At 74.6% G+C, this 14,682-nt stretch carries 13 protein-coding genes; 7 read left to right on the top strand and 6 right to left on the bottom strand.

Going from position 1 to position 14,682, the window contains the following annotated elements; translation table 11 throughout:
* The coding region (locus tag GNZ18_RS38355) for an alpha-glucosidase C-terminal domain-containing protein (protein ID WP_173391009.1) at positions 1 to 404 on the top strand (404 nt) is incomplete at its 5' end.
* A gap of 2 nt (positions 405 to 406) precedes the next feature.
* Positions 407 to 1,828 carry a maltokinase N-terminal cap-like domain-containing protein gene (locus tag GNZ18_RS38350; protein WP_312874987.1) on the top strand — a complete coding sequence of 474 codons (1,422 nt, stop codon included), beginning with the start codon at positions 407 to 409 and terminating at the stop codon, positions 1,826 to 1,828.
* A 16-nt stretch (positions 1,829 to 1,844) separates the two neighbouring features.
* Here the strand turns inward: GNZ18_RS38350 and GNZ18_RS38345 are convergent, their stop codons facing one another.
* Entirely contained in the window at positions 1,845 to 2,603 is a 759-nt protein-coding gene (locus tag GNZ18_RS38345; protein ID WP_312874986.1) for a GntR family transcriptional regulator, read from the bottom strand.
* 178 nt (positions 2,604 to 2,781) lie between these two features.
* Between GNZ18_RS38345 and GNZ18_RS38340 the strand changes: the two genes are divergently transcribed.
* From GNZ18_RS38340 to GNZ18_RS38330, 3 genes are all read left to right on the top strand, one after another.
* Positions 2,782 to 2,991 carry a hypothetical protein gene (locus tag GNZ18_RS38340; protein ID WP_156222041.1) on the top strand — a complete coding sequence of 70 codons (210 nt, stop codon included), beginning with the start codon at positions 2,782 to 2,784 and terminating at the stop codon, positions 2,989 to 2,991.
* Positions 2,992 to 3,466: 475 nt separating this feature from the next.
* The gene (gene glgB / locus GNZ18_RS38335) at positions 3,467 to 5,713 is read left to right on the top strand and encodes a 1,4-alpha-glucan branching protein GlgB (RefSeq protein WP_156222039.1); all 2,247 of its coding nucleotides are present in this window, start codon (positions 3,467 to 3,469) and stop codon (positions 5,711 to 5,713) included.
* A 10-nt stretch (positions 5,714 to 5,723) separates the two neighbouring features.
* Positions 5,724 to 6,089, top strand: coding sequence for an ACT domain-containing protein (locus GNZ18_RS38330; protein ID WP_156222037.1), 366 nt, complete (start codon positions 5,724 to 5,726; stop codon positions 6,087 to 6,089).
* On the opposite strand, the gene GNZ18_RS38325 is transcribed toward GNZ18_RS38330, so the two are convergent.
* A complete protein-coding gene (locus GNZ18_RS38325; protein ID WP_156222035.1) occupies positions 6,086 to 6,970 on the bottom strand; it encodes an NUDIX domain-containing protein in 885 nt (294 codons plus the stop codon). The genes GNZ18_RS38330 and GNZ18_RS38325 overlap by 4 nt on opposite strands.
* A 66-nt stretch (positions 6,971 to 7,036) precedes the next feature.
* Here GNZ18_RS38325 and sppA point away from each other — a divergent pair, with 66 nt between their 5' ends.
* Together sppA and GNZ18_RS38315 are read left to right on the top strand one after the other, a co-directional pair.
* Complete coding sequence (sppA, locus tag GNZ18_RS38320) at positions 7,037 to 8,740, top strand: signal peptide peptidase SppA (RefSeq protein WP_156222033.1); 1,704 nt, start codon at positions 7,037 to 7,039, stop codon at positions 8,738 to 8,740.
* Positions 8,741 to 8,793: 53 nt separating this feature from the next.
* Positions 8,794 to 9,225, top strand: a complete 432-nt coding sequence (locus GNZ18_RS38315) for a flavin reductase family protein (protein WP_308165920.1) — start codon at positions 8,794 to 8,796, stop codon at positions 9,223 to 9,225.
* Here GNZ18_RS38315 and hutI read toward each other — a convergent pair.
* From hutI to hutU, 4 genes are read right to left on the bottom strand one after another with little or no spacing between them, the layout of a single operon-like run.
* Positions 9,213 to 10,415, bottom strand: coding sequence for an imidazolonepropionase (hutI, locus tag GNZ18_RS38310; protein WP_156222031.1), 1,203 nt, complete (start codon positions 10,413 to 10,415; stop codon positions 9,213 to 9,215). The genes GNZ18_RS38315 and hutI overlap by 13 nt on opposite strands.
* A 35-nt stretch (positions 10,416 to 10,450) precedes the next feature.
* Positions 10,451 to 11,794: a formimidoylglutamate deiminase gene (locus GNZ18_RS38305; RefSeq protein WP_156222029.1), complete on the bottom strand. Its 1,344-nt coding sequence runs from the start codon at positions 11,792 to 11,794 to the stop codon at positions 10,451 to 10,453.
* A 1-nt stretch (position 11,795) separates the two neighbouring features.
* Positions 11,796 to 13,004 carry an allantoate amidohydrolase gene (locus tag GNZ18_RS38300; RefSeq protein WP_308165921.1) on the bottom strand — a complete coding sequence of 403 codons (1,209 nt, stop codon included), beginning with the start codon at positions 13,002 to 13,004 and terminating at the stop codon, positions 11,796 to 11,798.
* Positions 13,005 to 13,017: 13 nt separating this feature from the next.
* The gene (gene hutU / locus GNZ18_RS38295; protein ID WP_156222027.1) at positions 13,018 to 14,670 is read right to left on the bottom strand and encodes a urocanate hydratase; all 1,653 of its coding nucleotides are present in this window, start codon (positions 14,668 to 14,670) and stop codon (positions 13,018 to 13,020) included.
* Positions 14,671 to 14,682: the final 12 nt, after the last annotated feature.

Below are 14,682 nucleotides of genomic sequence, written 5' to 3'. Positions count from 1 at the left end.
CCGGATCCCTCCTGCACTGGACCCGCACCATGATCGAAATCCGCCAACGCCACCCCGTCTTCGGCGTCGGCACCTACAACGAACTCTCCGCCTCCAACCCCTCCGTCCTCGCCTTCACCCGCGAGATCGACGGCGGGGACAGCAACCAGTGGGGCGGCGCCGACACCGTCCTCTGCGTGAACAACCTCTCGCGTTTTCCGCAGCCGGTGGAACTGGATCTCCGACGCTTCCGGAACTCCACTCCGATCGAATGCATGGGCGGGGTGCAGTTCCCCGCGATCGGTGAGCTCCCGTATCTGCTGACCCTTCCGGGCCACGGCTTCTACTGGTTCGTCCTGCCCCCGCCGCCCGGCGACGCGGACGGCCCGGAATTCCCGTATTCCCCGAACGGAAAGGCGGTGTAGCCGTGCAGCCGCCCGGCCACTCCGTGGTACGGCTCCTGGAGGGATGGCTGCCCCGGCAGCGCTGGTTCGGTGGCAAGCACATCCCCATCGACGGCATCACGATCGGCACCGCCACCGAACTCCACCCCGGCGACCCGGCCCTGCACCACCTCGTGCTCGACGTCCGCCAGCAGACCTCCACCGACCACTACCAACTCCTCCTCGGCACCCGCCGGAACCTGCCCGACCGGCTGCGGCCCCACGCGATCGGACGGCTGCCCGGCCTCGGCCACCTCTACGACGCCGCGCACGACCCGGAGCTGACCCGTCCGCTGCTGGAGCACCTCGCCGGGCAGACCACGATCGGCCCGCTGCGGTTCCGCGCCGCGCCCGGCGTCGAGATCCAGGCGGACCTGGACGGCGTCCCGGTGTCGGCCGAGCAGAGCAACACCTCGCTCATCTACGGCTGTACCTACATCTGCAAGCTGTTCCGCCGCCTGTCCCCCGGCGTGAACCCCGACCTGGAGGTCAACCTCGCGCTGACGCGCGCGGGCTGCGTCCACGTCCCGGCGGTGCGCGGCTGGATCGAGCTGGAGCCCGACCACGGCGTGAACGCGGACGGCGAGCCGGCCACGCTTGCGCTGCTGTCGGAGTTCATGCCCACCGCGACCGACGGCTGGAGCCTCGCGCTCACCAGCGTCCGCGACTGGTACGCCCAGCCCGCGGGCGCGTCCGAGCCGGTGCCCGGCGCCGCCGGGGGCGACTTCGCCGGGGAGGCGGAGCGGCTCGGCGCCGCCACCGCGCAGGTGCACCGCGACCTGGCGGCGGCGTTCGGCGTGACGCCCGCGCCCGCCGGGCAGATGCGGGCGCTCGTCCAGGGGATGGCGGAGCAGCTCGACCAGGTCGGCGCCGCCGTCCCCGCGCTGCGCCCGCACGCCCCGGCGATCCGCGCGGCGTTCGAGCGGGCCGGGGCCGCCGCGACCGGTGCGGCGGACGCGCCGCCGCTGCCCCTCCAGCGCGTCCACGGCGACTACCACCTCGGCCAGGTGCTGCGCACCGGGGCGGGCTGGGTGGTGCTGGACTTCGAGGGCGAACCGGCCCGTCCCCCGGCCGAGCGGCGCGCCCTCGCCCACCCGCTCCGCGACGTCGCCGGGATGCTGCGCTCCTTCGACTACGCGGCGCGGTTCCTGCTCGCGGGCGAGGACGCGGGGCCTCCCGAGGCGGCGGACGCGCTGGAGCGGCGCGCTCAGGCGTGGGCGGAGCGCAACCGGGACGCGTTCTGCGCCGGCTACGTCGGGAACGGCGGCGCCGACCCCGCGGCCCACGCCGCGCTGCTGCGGGCGTTCGAGCTGGACAAGGCCGTCTACGAGGTCCGCTACGAGGCGCGCAACCGGCCGTCGTGGGTGAACGTGCCGCTCCGGTCGCTGGCCTACCTCGCGGGCTGACCCGCCACGGGTCTGGTCACAGGTCGATGGAGTAGTCGAGGACGACGCGGTCGGCGGGCAGCACGATGTCGCGGCACACCTCCATGACCGAGGCGCGCGACAGCATCCGCCGGGTGATCGCCAGGACCGGGACGCCGCCGGTCAGCCGCAGCGTCTCGACCTCCTCCGGCGTCGGCATCCGGGACCGCACCGACTCCTCCACCCGCGTCGGCGGATGCCCCAGATAAGCGAGCTGGGCGAGCGTCCCGCCCGGCCACGGCTCCCGCTCCGGATCACTGACGGGTGTGTCCCCCACCAGGTCCCACGGCAGGAAGTTCACCGAGATCTGCTGCGGCTCACCGCGGGCGTGGAACACGAACCGGCGCCGCAGCAGCTCGGTCCCGGGCGGCAGCTCGAACAGCGCGCCCAACTCCTCGTCCGCGCGCACCCGCGTGAACTCCTTGTCGAGCCGGTACTCCTCCCACGAGATCCGCTGATCCCGGGTGAACGTCGTCTCCGGCACCGCCAGCGGCCGGGTGAACGCCCGGTACCGGTCCATGGCCACCCGGCGCGCCGGCGGGACGACCCGCACGACGGTGCCGCCGCCGCGCCGGGTCTCGACGAGCCCCTCCTGGCGCAGCAGCGCGACGGCCTGCCGCACGACGATCTCCGAGACCCCGTGGGACGAGCACAGCTCCGCCATGGTCGGCAGCCGCGTTCCTTGCGGAAGGCTGCCGTCGCGGATGCCCTCGCGCAGCATGTCGGCGATGCGCAGGTAGGCGGGACGGTCCGACACCGGCGTCACCTCCCCTTCGTTCGACGCGGCGTTCGATCCTGACCGGCCTCCCACACTCATCCATACCTTCCTCGCGCTATCTCGGGGGAGACGGTCCGCTTACGGACAGCTTGACACCTCTTTAACCGAGTAAGACTTTTGTATACAGAAGAGCCACCTCGGGGAAAGGACGACCTTGATGGGCGACTTCGAGGATCGGAAGGCGGCCATCGAGAGCGACTTCCCCGGCTGGCAGGTCTGGCGCAGCGACGCCGGGCGCTGGTACGCCACCCGAAGCACCGACCTGACGGACGCCCAACTCCAGGCGGGATACGCGATGACCGTGGCCGCCGACGACGCGGCGGGGCTGCGCGAGCTCCTGCTCGACCAGAAGCGCGGGGAGGGATGAGTCCTCCGCGGACGACCGCGGCGACCGTGGAGGACCGGTCCGGCCCGGCCTGCGAGCGGGAGCGGGCCGGGCCGGGACGAACCGGCACGGAAGGTACCTATGGCGCTGAGGTGACACCGGAACCGATGACCGGGGCGGTGGGGTCGATGTCACCGCCGGGCCCGACAGACGTGGCCGCACGGACGGCACATTCGGCGCGACCCCAAAACAATGAGTGGTGGCGCCCGTGCGGCCGCAATATTCTCCGCTGAGATTCTCATCCGCCCGCAAGGGTTGCGCCCGCCGCCCCGGCCGGGCCGCTCCCGTCCCCGGCCGTGACCGGGGATGTTCCGTCCGTCATGCGGTGCCGGTGCTCCGCGCCCGCCGGGCGGACCGCAATCTCCTGGAAACAGGTCGCCGCGCCGCGTGAGAGAGGCCGATCTACGGGCACCCCCTACTGAGGACATCAGCATCAGTGACGGGAGGCCATGACGCCATGGCACGGGTGACGCGCGCGGAGATCGAGCGGCTCGTCGGAGGCGACCACCATGATCCGCACGGCGTCCTCGGGGCGCATCCCGGGCGCGACGGGGTCACCGTCCGGGCGCTGCGGCCGCTCGCCGAGCGCGTCGAGGCCGTGCTGCCGAACGGCGACCGGCATCCGCTCCGGCACGTCCACGAGGGCGTCTTCGCCGGGACGCTGCCGGAGAGCGCCTCGCTCGCGGGCGACGACCCCGGCCGCGCGCCGCTCGCGGTCCCCGACTACCGGCTCGCGGTCACCTACCGGGACGGCGCCGAGACCCTCCAGGACGACCCGTACCGGCACGCGCCCACGCTCGGCGAACTCGACCTGCACCTGATCGGCGAGGGGCGGCACGAGGAGCTGTGGCGGGCGCTCGGCGCGCGGGTGCGCGGCTACGCCTCCGCGTTCGGGCCGGTCAAGGGCACCGGGTTCGCGGTGTGGGCGCCGACCGCGCGCGGTGTCCGCGTCGTCGGCGACTTCAACCACTGGGACGGCCGCGCGCACCCGATGCGCTCGCTCGGCTCCACCGGCGTCTGGGAGCTGTTCGTGCCCGGCGTCGGCGACGGTGACCGCTACAAGTTCGAGATCCTCGGCGCGGACGGCGTCTGGCGCGCCAAGGCCGACCCGATGGCGCGCTCCACCGAGCAGCCCCCGGCGACCGCGTCCCGCGTGTTCACCTCGTCCTACGAGTGGCGCGACGCGGAATGGATGGACGCCCGCAAGGAGCGCGACTGGCTGCACGAGCCGATGAGCGTGTACGAGGTGCACCTGGGCTCGTGGCGGCCCGGCCTCGGCTACCGCGACCTCGCCGTGGAGCTGACCGCCTACGTGCGGGACATGGGCTTCACGCACGTGGAGCTGCTGCCCGTCGCGGAGCACCCCTACGGGCCGTCCTGGGGCTACCAGGTGACGTCCTACTACGCGCCGACCTCGCGGTTCGGCTCACCGGACGACTTCCGCCACCTGGTCGACGAGCTGCACCGCGCCGGCATCGGCGTCATCGTCGACTGGGTGCCCGCGCACTTCCCCAAGGACGAGTGGGCCCTTGCGCGCTTCGACGGCACCGCTCTGTACGAGCACGACGACCCGAAGCGGGGCGAACACCCCGACTGGGGCACGCTCGTGTTCAACTACGGCCGCGCCGAGGTCCGCAACTTCCTGGTGGCCAACGCCTCGTACTGGCTGGAGGAGTTCCACGTCGACGGCCTGCGCGTGGACGCCGTCGCCTCCATGCTCTACCTCGACTACTCGCGCGAGGACGGCCAGTGGACGCCGAACGTCTACGGCGGCCGCGAGAACCTGGAGGCCATCTCGTTCCTCCAGGAGATGAACGCGACGGTCTACAAGCGCGACCCGGGCGTGATGACGATCGCCGAGGAGTCGACGGCGTGGCCGGGCGTGACCCGCCCCACCCACCTGGGCGGGCTCGGGTTCGGGTTCAAGTGGAACATGGGCTGGATGCACGACACGCTCGAATACCTGCGGCGCGAGCCGGTGTTCCGCTCCTACCACCACAACGAGATCACGTTCTCGCTGGTGTACGCGTTCTCGGAGAACTACGTCCTGCCGCTGTCGCACGACGAGGTCGTCCACGGCAAGGGGTCGCTGCTGGGCAAGGCGCCGGGCGACACCTGGCAGCGGTTCGCCGGGCTGCGCGCCCTCCTCGCCTACATGTGGTCGCACCCCGGCAAGCAGTTGCTGTTCATGGGCCAGGAGTTCGGCCAGGGCTCGGAGTGGGCCGAGGAGCGCCCGCTGGACTGGTGGCTGCTCGACAACGCCGCCGAGGGCGCCCACCACCTCGGGCTGCAGCGGTTCGTCCGCGCGCTGAACGGCGTCTACCGGGCCGAGCCCGCGCTGTGGACGAGCGACAGCGACCACGAGGGCTTCCGCTGGATCGACGGCAACGACGCGGACGGCAACACCCTGTCCTTCCTGCGGTACGGGACGTCCGGGAGCGACGGGCCGCCGGTGCTCGCCTGCGTCGTCAACTTCGCGGGCAGCCCGCACGAGGGCTACCGGCTGGGCCTGCCCCGCGAGGGCGGCTGGCGCGAGGTCCTCAACACCGACGCCTACGAGTACGGCGGCAGCGGCGTCGGCAACCTCGGCCGCGTCGAGGCGGAGGCGGTGCCCTGGCACGGGCTGCCCGCCTCGGCCGTCCTGCGCGTCCCGCCGCTCGGCGCGGTCTGGCTCGCCCCGGAGGACGGCCCGACCGGCCGCTAGGGTGATCCGCATGACCCTCGCGCAGCGCCTCCATGCCGTCCCGTCCCAGTTCCTGGTGGAGCACCTGCCGAACGCGACGCTGCCCGAGGACGACGAGTGGATCGCGCTGGTGCGCGCCCCCGAGGGCCTCACCGTGATCCGGGACGCCTCGCCGTACGCGGAGGCGGAGCGCTGGGTCGGCTTCTACAGCGGCGCCGACCCGCACGGCGTCGACGTCCCGGGCATGCTGGCGGCGCTCGTCGGGCCGCTGGCCGAGGCGGGCGTCCCGGTCTTCGTCGCCTCCACCTTCCACGCCGACCTGGTGCTGGTGCCCGAGCACCGCCGGAAGGACGCCGTCGAGGCCCTCACCGCGGCCGGGCACCGCGTCGACCCCTAGCGCAGGCGGTCGAGGAGCCAGCGGGGGCCGACGACGGAGGCGCCCGCCGCCTCGCAGCGGGCGCGCAGCCCGCGGTCGGCGGTCACGACGAGATGCACGGTATCCGGACGCGGGTCCGCGAGCAGCCCCACGATATGGTCGTCGCCGCTGCCCGGCGCCGCCACCACCCGCACGCCGCCGGGCCCGGCCGGCTCGCCGGCGACCCCGCGCGCCGCGCCCTCGACCACCAGCACGACCTCCGGGAACGTCCGGTCGAACGGGACGCCCGGCACGCCCTCCACGCCCCGCTCCAGCACCGCCAGGTCGTCGCGGAGGCGGGCGTTGGCGCCCGCGCGGTCCTTCCACCAGCCGTCCGCGCGGGCGCCGACGACGTTCGCCGCGTCCACGATCAGGACGAGGCCCTTCATCGCGTCCCGCAGCCACGACCAGGAGCGCTCGAACGGGGCGAACAGCTCGCGGTCCCCGACCTCCTCGGCGCGCACCCACTCCGCGCCCTGCGTCTCCCGCGACGCGGGACGCACCTCCACCCGCTCCGGCACGGCGGCGATCACCGAGGTGAACGCCCACCCGCCGTGGTCCTCGACGCTGGTGCCCCGCACGACCACGTCGTCGGGCGAGAGCGTGCTCTCCTCGGACGTCTCGCGGAGCGCGCCGCCCACGGGGTCCTCGTGGCTGTGCAGGGCTCCGCCGAACATGCCCCACGTCCCGCCGCCGAGACCCCACAGGGCGCGGTGCTGCAACAGCACCCAGACCTGCCCGCCGGCGTCGCGGTGGTAGGCGAGCAGCCCGGAGGCGCCGAACCTGCCCCAGTGCGTATGCCCCTGCCCGCATTCCGCCCAGCCGTCCCCGTCGCCGCCGCCGACTTCCCTAGGGCCTCCCATACGGCGACGATAGCGGGGGCGCCGACCCGGACCGGGCCGCCGCCCCCCAGCGCATAGGCTGGTGCCATGGTGGATCCCGGTACGGTCGTCAACGTCATCAAGCAGGCCCGGGACCGGCGGACGGCCCCGCTGATCCTGGAGCTGGACCTCACCGAGGGGGTCGTGGAGCACGCGCCCGCGGACCCGATCTCGGCGATCATGTCCATGCGCCGCACCGGCCTGCGCGACGTCCTGGACGGGCTGCGCCGCGCCCGCTCCGACACCCGGGTGCGCGCGCTCGTCGTGAAGGTGACCGGCGGGGTCGGGCTGGCGCTCGCGCAGGAGCTGCGGGAGGCCGTCCAGGCGTTCCGCGAGGCGGGCAAGCTGACCGTGGCGTGGGCGGAGACGTTCGGCGAGAGCGGGCGCGGCACCGTCCCGTACTACCTGGCGACCGGGTTCGAGAAGGTGTACCTCCAGCCCACCGGCGAGGTCGGGCTGACCGGCGTCGCGCTGGAGGAGCCGTTCTTCGCGGGCGCGCTGGACAAGCTCGGCGTCCAGCCCCGGTTCGCCAAGCGGCACGAGTACAAGACGATGGCCAACACCTTCGTGGAGCGCGCCTACACGCCCGAGCACGAGGAGTCCTCCAGGCGGCTCGTCGCCTCGATCGGCGAGCAGATCACCGCGGGCGTCGCCGCCGCGCGGAACCTGCCCGAGGAGCGCGTCCGCGAGCTGACCGACCGGGGCCCGCTGCTGGCCGACGAGGCGCTGGAGGAGGGCCTGGTCGACCGGCTCGGCTACCGCGACGAGGTCTACGCCGACCTGCGCGAGGAGTTCGGCGAGTCGGCGCAGCTCCGCTACGTGGCGCGCTACGGCCGCTCGCACGGCCTCGCCCGCCGCATCCCGCAGCCGGGCAAGCAGGACGTCGTCGCGCTCATCAACGGGCACGGCCCGATCCGGCTCGGCCGCAGCGGGCGCGGCGGGCCGCTGCCGAACTCCGGCCCCGCGATGGGCTCGGACACGGTCGGCGCCGCGTTCCGCGCCGCCGCCAAGGACGACCGGGTCAAGGCGATCGTGTTCCGCGTCAACAGCCCCGGCGGCTCCGCCGTCGCCTCCGACGCGATCTGGCGCGAGGTGACGCTGGCCCGCCGCGCGGGCAAGCCGGTCGTCGTCTCGATGGGCGACGTCGCCGCGTCCGGCGGGTACTACGTCGCGATGGGCGCCGACGCGATCGTCGCGCAGCCCGGCACGATCACCGGCTCGATCGGCGTGGTCGTCGGCAAGGCGGTCGTGAACGACCTGCTCGGCCGGGTCGGCGTCGGGCTCGGCTCGGTCGCCGTCGGCGAGCACGCCCGGATCTTCAGCGCGACCAAGGACTTCAGCGAATCGGAGTGGGAGCGGATCAACGCCTCGCTCGACCGGATCTACGACGACTTCACCCGGAAGGTCGCCGAGGGGCGCGACCTGTCCCGCGAGCGCGTGCACGAGCTGGCGCGGGGCCGCGTCTGGACCGGCGCCGACGCCCGCGACCACGGCCTGGTGGACGAGCTCGGCGGCCTCGACCTCGCGCTCGGACTGGCCCGCAAGCGGGCGGGCCTGCCCGCCGACGCGCCCGTCCGCTCCTACCCGCACACCTCGCCGCTGGAGCGGCTCCGCCCGCCCGAGTCCAGCGAGGACCGCACCGCCGCGTCCGCGCGGCTGGACGGCTGGGGGTCGCTGGGCGGCCTCGCGGCGCGGCTCGGGCTGCCCTCGGCCGGTCCGCTGACGCTGCCGGGGTCCTGGGAGATCCGCTGAGCGGCGAGGCCGGCGCGGACTTCGTCGAGGCCGTCGCGGGGTTCGCGACGGGCGTGGTCGTGCTGACCGTCCGGGACGGCCGCGACGACCTCGGCACGACCGTCACCTCGTTCATGTCGGTGTCGCTGGAGCCGCCGATGGTGGTGGCGGGTGTCGCGTCCGCGTCCTACCTCGCCGAGGTGCTGCGCCGCCGCGACCGCTGGGCGGCGACCGTGCTGGCGGCGGGGCAGCGCGCGCTGGCGGGGCGGTTCGCCGCCGAGGGCCGCCCGAGCGCGCGGCTGCTGCTGGCCGCCGCCCCGCACCATCGCGGCCCGCGCTCGGACGCGCTGATCCCGGGCGGCGGCCTCGCCGCGCTCGAATGCGAGACCCGCCGGAGCGTCGAGGCGGGCGACCACACGCTGTTCGTCGCCGAGGTCCTCGCGGCCGACTACGTCGCGCGCGGCGAGCGTCCCCTGATCAGGGTCAACCGCCGCTACGCGACCTGAACACCCGCCACCTGGACACCGGCCTTCCAGACCGCGGCGACCTGCGGGACGCCGGGCCGGTAGGCGAGGTGGATGTGGGACGCGGCGTCCAGCGCGAGCACGTCGGCGCGCGCCCCGACCGCCAGGTGGCCGACGTCGGTGCGGCGCAGCGCGCGGGCGCCGCCCGCCGTCGCCGACCACACCGCCTCGGCCGGGGTCATGCCCATGTCGCGGACCGCCACCGCGATGCAGAACGCCATGCTTGAGCTGTAGCAGGAGCCCGGGTTGCAGTCGCAGGCGAGCGCGACGGTGGCGCCCGCGTCCAGGAGGCGGCGGGCGTCGGGGTAGGGCTGGCGGGTGGAGAACTCGACCCCGGGCAGCAGCGTCGCGACCGTCCGGGACGAGGCGAGCGCGTCCACGTCGGCGTCGCTGAGGAACGTGCAGTGGTCGGCGGACGCGGCGTCCAGCTCCACCGCGAGCCGCACCCCCGGCCCCTCGGTGAGCTGGTTGGCGTGCACGCGCGGCGCGAGCCCGGCCGCGATCCCGGCCTCCAGCACCTCGCGGGCCTGGTCGGCGTCGAACGCGCCCCGCTCGCAGAACACGTCGATCCAGCGGGCGTGCGGGGCGCAGGCGGCGAGCATGTCGGTCGCGACGTGGCGCGCGTAGCCGGAGGCGTCGCCGTCGTACTCGACGGGGACGACGTGGGCGCCGAGGAAGGTGACCTCGTCGGCCTGCTCGGCGGCGAGGCGCAGCGCGCGCTCCTCCTGCTCGACCGTGAGCCCGTACCCGGACTTGCACTCCACCGTCGTCGTGCCCTGCCGCGCCATCTCCCCCAGCAGGCGGCGCAGGTTCGCGCGCAGGTCGTCGTCGGAGGCCCCCCGCGTGCGCTCCACCGTGGTGCGGATGCCGCCGCCGGTGTACTTCTGGCCGCTCATGCGCGCGGCGAACTCCTCGGCCCGCTCCCCGGCGAACACCAGGTGCGCGTGCGAGTCGACGAAACCGGGCAGGACGGCGCGTCCGGCGGCGTCGAACGCCGCGTCGGCGGCGGGGGCCTCGGACGCGGGACCGGTCCACGCGACCACGCCGTCCTCGATCACCAGCGCGGCGCCGCGGCGGACGCCCAGCGGCCCCTCGCCCGCGCCGGGCTCGTTGGTGACCAGTTCCCCGATGTTGGTGATCACCGTGCTGGTACCGGTGGTGGAGGTGCTCATCCGCGAAAGCATGTCACGCGCCGATCCGTCGTCCTTCACCCGGTCACCGCCGCGATCGACTCGGCGAGCGCGGCGGGCACGTCGTCGACCAGCAGGTGCCGGCCGTCCTCCACGACCTGGCGGCCGGAGACCACCACGTGCCGGACGTCGGCGGCGGTCGCGGCGAACACGGCCGCCTCGGCGGCGTGCGCGGGCCCGGCGCCCGCCGTCCGGACCGAGCCGAGGTCCACGGTGACGAGGTCGGCGTAGGCGCCGGGCTCCAGCCGTCCCGCCTCGGGCCAGCCGAGCGCGGAGTGCCCGGCGGACGTGGCGGTGGTGATCAGCTCCCCCGCCGTCCAGTGGCCCCGGGCGCGGGTGCGCAGCCGCTCGTCCAGCTCGACGGCGCGTGCCTCCTCGAACAGGTCGATCACCGCGTGCTGGTCGGAGCCGAGGCAGATCGGGGACCCGGCGCCCGCGAGCGCGCGCGCCGGGCCGATGCCGTCGGCGAGGTCGCGCTCGGTGGTCGGGCACATGCACACGCCGGTCATCGTGGCGCCGAGCAGGCCGATGTCGTCCTCGGTGAGGTGGGTGGCGTGGACGGCGGTGGTCAGCGCGCCGAGCGCGCCCGCCTCGGCGAGGAGCCGGGTGGGCGTCATGCCGTAGGCGTCCAGGCACGCGCTGTTCTCGGCGGGCTGCTCGGACAGGTGGACGTGCAGCGGCGCCCGGCGCTCGGCGGCCCACGCCGCGACGGCGCGGAGCTGCTCGCGCGGCACCGCGCGGACCGAGTGGATCGCGGCGCCGACCCGGGCGTGCCAGCGGCCCTCCTTGCCGACCTGGTCGTGCAGGCTGCCGACCCGGCGCGCCCAGTTGCCCGCCGTGCCGTCGCCGAACCGCAGCTGCGGGCCCGTGAGCGGCTCCCCGATGCCGCCCGCCAGGTAGCAGGTGTCCAGCAGCGTGATGCGGACGCCCGCGTCGGCGGCGGCGGCGATCAGCGCCTCGCCCATCGCGTTGGGGTCGCCGTAGGGGGCGCCGCCCGGCCGGTGGTGCAGGTAGTGGAACTCGCCGACGCAGCTGATCCCCGCGAGCGCCATCTCGGCGAACGCGGCGGTGGCGAGCGCGCGGTAGGACTCGGGGGTCAGCCGGTCGGCGATCCGGTACATCTGGTCGCGCCACGTCCAGAACGTCCCCCGGTCCGCCTGGACGCGAGAGCGCAGCGCGCGGTGGAAGGCGTGGGAGTGGGCGTTCGCCAGGCCGGGCAGCGTGAGCCCCGGCAGGCGGCGGGCGCCCTCCGGCGGCGGGACGTCGCGGGTGACGCCGGTGATCCGCTCCCCGTCGGTCTCGATGAGCACGTCGGAGGCGACGCCGTCACCGAGCCAGGCGAGCTGCGCATGCCATCGCATATCAGGACCCATACCCGCCCGCCAGGTCGGCCAGTACGGTCGCGAGCGCCTCGACGCCCGCCAGGCAGTCGCCGGTCTCGGCGGACTCGGCCGGGGCGTGCGAGATCCCGGTCGGGTTCCGCACGAACAGCATCGCCGCCGGGATCCGCGCCGACAGGACGCCCGCGTCGTGCCCGGCCCCCGTCGGCAGGACGGGCACGCCGCCGAGCGCCTTGCCGAGCCGGTCGCGCAGCGCGTGGTCGAAGTCGACGACCGCGCTGTAGGACTCCTCGGCGAGGTCCACGCCCACCCGGTGCGCGACGGCGGCGGCGCGGGCGGCCGCGTCGATCTCGGCGACCGTCCGGCGGACGTCGGCGTCGGAGGGGCCGCGCGCGTCCAGCCACGCGGTGACCGCCGAGGCGATCGCGTTCACCCCGCCGGGCTCGACCCTGACCTTGCCGACCGTCGCGACCGTGCCGTTGCGCTGGGCGGCCTCGCGCGCGGCGAGGACCATGCCCGCGAACGGCAGCATCGGGTCGCGGCGGTCGGTGAGCAGCGTCGTCCCGGCGTGGTTGCCCTCGCCCGCGAAGTCGAACCGCCACCGCCCGTGCGGGACGATCGCGCTCGCCACCCCGACGGGCTCGTGGAGCGCGCGCCCCTGCTCGACGTGCAGCTCGACGTAGCAGCCGATGCGGGCGAGCAGGCCCTCGTCCGGGCCGATCGCCTGCGGGTCGAGCCCCGCCGCGTGCATGACCTCGGCGAACGTGCGCCCCTCCGCGTCGGTGAGGCCGCGCGCCCGCTCCGGGTCGATCGCCCCGGCCAGCAGCCGCGAACCGAGGCAGGCCACCCCGAACCGGGCGCCCTCCTCCTCCACGAACACGCCGATCCCGATCGGCCGCGCGGGCGTGACGCCCCGCCGGCGCAGCAGGTCGACGGCCGCGAACGCCGACACGACACCGAGCGGCCCGTCGAACGCGCCGCCGCCGGGCACCGAGTCGAGGTGGCTCCCGGTCAGCACGGCCTCGCGGCCCTCCGTGCCGTCCGGGCGCCACCAGGCGATCATGTTGCCGTTGGGGTCGTGCTCGACGGCGAGGGCGCGGCGGCGCGCCTCGTCCAGGAACCAGGCACGGCACTCCAGCTCGGGCGGCGTCCACGCGAACCGGTGGTAGCCGCCGGTCGCCGCGTCCCGCCCCACGGGCAGCAGGTCCGCCCACATCGACTCGAAGCTCACTGGCGCGCGTCCCCTATCGGTCCAGCATCGGGATGCGGACGCCACGCTCGGCGGCGACCTCGGCGGCGCGGTCGTAGCCCGCGTCGACGTGCCGCATGACGCCGGTGCCCGGGTCGTTGGTCAGGACGCGGCGGAGCTTCTCCCCCGCGAGCTCCGTCCCGTCGGCGACGCAGACCTGCCCGGCGTGGATCGAGCGCCCGATGCCGACGCCGCCGCCGTGGTGGATCGACACCCACGTCGCGCCGGAGGCGGTGTTGAGCATGGCGTTCAGCAGCGGCCAGTCGGCGATCGCGTCCGACCCGTCGAGCATGCCCTCGGTCTCGCGGTAGGGGCTCGCGACCGAACCGCAGTCGAGGTGGTCGCGGCCGAGGACGAGCGGCGCGCTGATCTCACCGCGCGCCACGAGGTCGTTGAACAGCTCCCCGGCCCGGTCGCGCTCGCCGTAGCCGAGCCAGCAGATCCGGGACGGCAGCCCCTGGAAGTGGACGCGCTCCCCCGCCATCCTGATCCAGCGGTTCAGCGGCTCGTTGTCGGGGAACAGGTCGAGGATCGCCTGGTCGGTGCGGGCGATGTCCTTCGGGTCGCCCGACAGCGCCGCCCACCGGAACGGGCCCTTGCCCTCGGCGAACAGCGGACGGATGTAGGCGGGCACGAACCCCGGGAAGTCGAACGCCCGCTCGTACCCGTGGAGCTGCGCCTCGCCGCGGATCGAGTTGCCGTAGTCGAACACCTCGGCGCCCGCGTCCTGGAAGCCGACCATCGCCTCCACGTGCGCGGCCATCGACGCGCGCGCCCGGTCGGTGAACGCGGCGGGGTCCTTCTCGCGCTCGGCGGCCATGTCGTCGAACTCGACGCCGGTCGGCAGGTACATCAGCGGGTCGTGCGCGCTGGTCTGGTCGGTGACGATGTCGATCGGCGCGCCGCGGCGCAGCAGTTCGGGGACGATGTCGGCGGCGTTCCCGAGCAGCCCGATCGACAGCGGCCGCCGCGCCGCCTTGGCCTCCTCCGCCAGGCGGAGCGCCTCGTCCAGCGAGTCGGCCCGCACGTCGCAGTACCGGTGCTCGACGCGCCGGTCGATCCGGGACGGGTCGCACTCGACGCAGATCGCGACGCCGCCGTTCATCGTGACCGCGAGGGGCTGCGCGCCGCCCATCCCGCCGAGCCCGGCGGTCAGCGTGATCGTGCCGGCGAGCGAGCCGCCGAACCGCTTCTCGGCGACGGCCGCGAACGTCTCGTAGGTGCCCTGGAGGATGCCCTGCGTCCCGATGTAGATCCACGAGCCGGCGGTCATCTGCCCGAACATCGTCAGGCCGAGCGACTCCAGGCGGCGGAACTCCTCCCAGGTCGCCCACTGCGGAACCAGGTTGGAGTTGGCGATCAGGACGCGCGGCGCCCACTCGTGCGTCCGGAAGATCCCGACCGGCTTGCCCGACTGGACGAGCAGGGTCTCGTCCCCCTCAAGGTCGGTCAGGGAGCGGATGATGCCGTCGTAGGACTCCCAGTTCCGGGCGGCCTTCCCCGACCCGCCGTAGACGACCAGCTCCTCGGGGTGCTCGGCCACCTCCGGGTCGAGGTTGTTCTGGATCATGCGGAGCGCGGCCTCCTGCGGCCAGCCCTTCGCGGCGGTCAGCGACGTGCCGCGCGGCGCGCGGACGGTACGGGACATGTGCGGTGCTCC

This window comes from Actinomadura litoris (assembly GCF_009733595.1).
Classification (GTDB): Bacteria; Actinomycetota; Actinomycetes; order Streptosporangiales; family Streptosporangiaceae; genus Spirillospora; species Spirillospora litoris.
This window is presented reverse-complemented; position numbering and strand designations above follow the sequence as displayed.

Bases quoted from the DNA above. Each gene is read 5' to 3' on its own strand.
- GNZ18_RS38340 (WP_156222041.1), top strand. From the start codon at position 2,782: ATGGGCGACTTCGAGGATCGGAAGGCGGCCATCGAGAGCGACTTCCCC.
- glgB (WP_156222039.1), top strand. From the start codon at position 3,467: ATGGCACGGGTGACGCGCGCGGAGATCGAGCGGCTCGTCGGAGGCGAC.
- GNZ18_RS38330 (WP_156222037.1), top strand. From the start codon at position 5,724: ATGACCCTCGCGCAGCGCCTCCATGCCGTCCCGTCCCAGTTCCTGGTG.
- GNZ18_RS38325 (WP_156222035.1), bottom strand. From the start codon at position 6,970: ATGGGAGGCCCTAGGGAAGTCGGCGGCGGCGACGGGGACGGCTGGGCG.
- sppA (WP_156222033.1), top strand. From the start codon at position 7,037: ATGGTGGATCCCGGTACGGTCGTCAACGTCATCAAGCAGGCCCGGGAC.
- hutI (WP_156222031.1), bottom strand. From the start codon at position 10,415: ATGAGCACCTCCACCACCGGTACCAGCACGGTGATCACCAACATCGGG.
- GNZ18_RS38305 (WP_156222029.1), bottom strand. From the start codon at position 11,794: ATGCGATGGCATGCGCAGCTCGCCTGGCTCGGTGACGGCGTCGCCTCC.
- hutU (WP_156222027.1), bottom strand. From the start codon at position 14,670: ATGTCCCGTACCGTCCGCGCGCCGCGCGGCACGTCGCTGACCGCCGCG.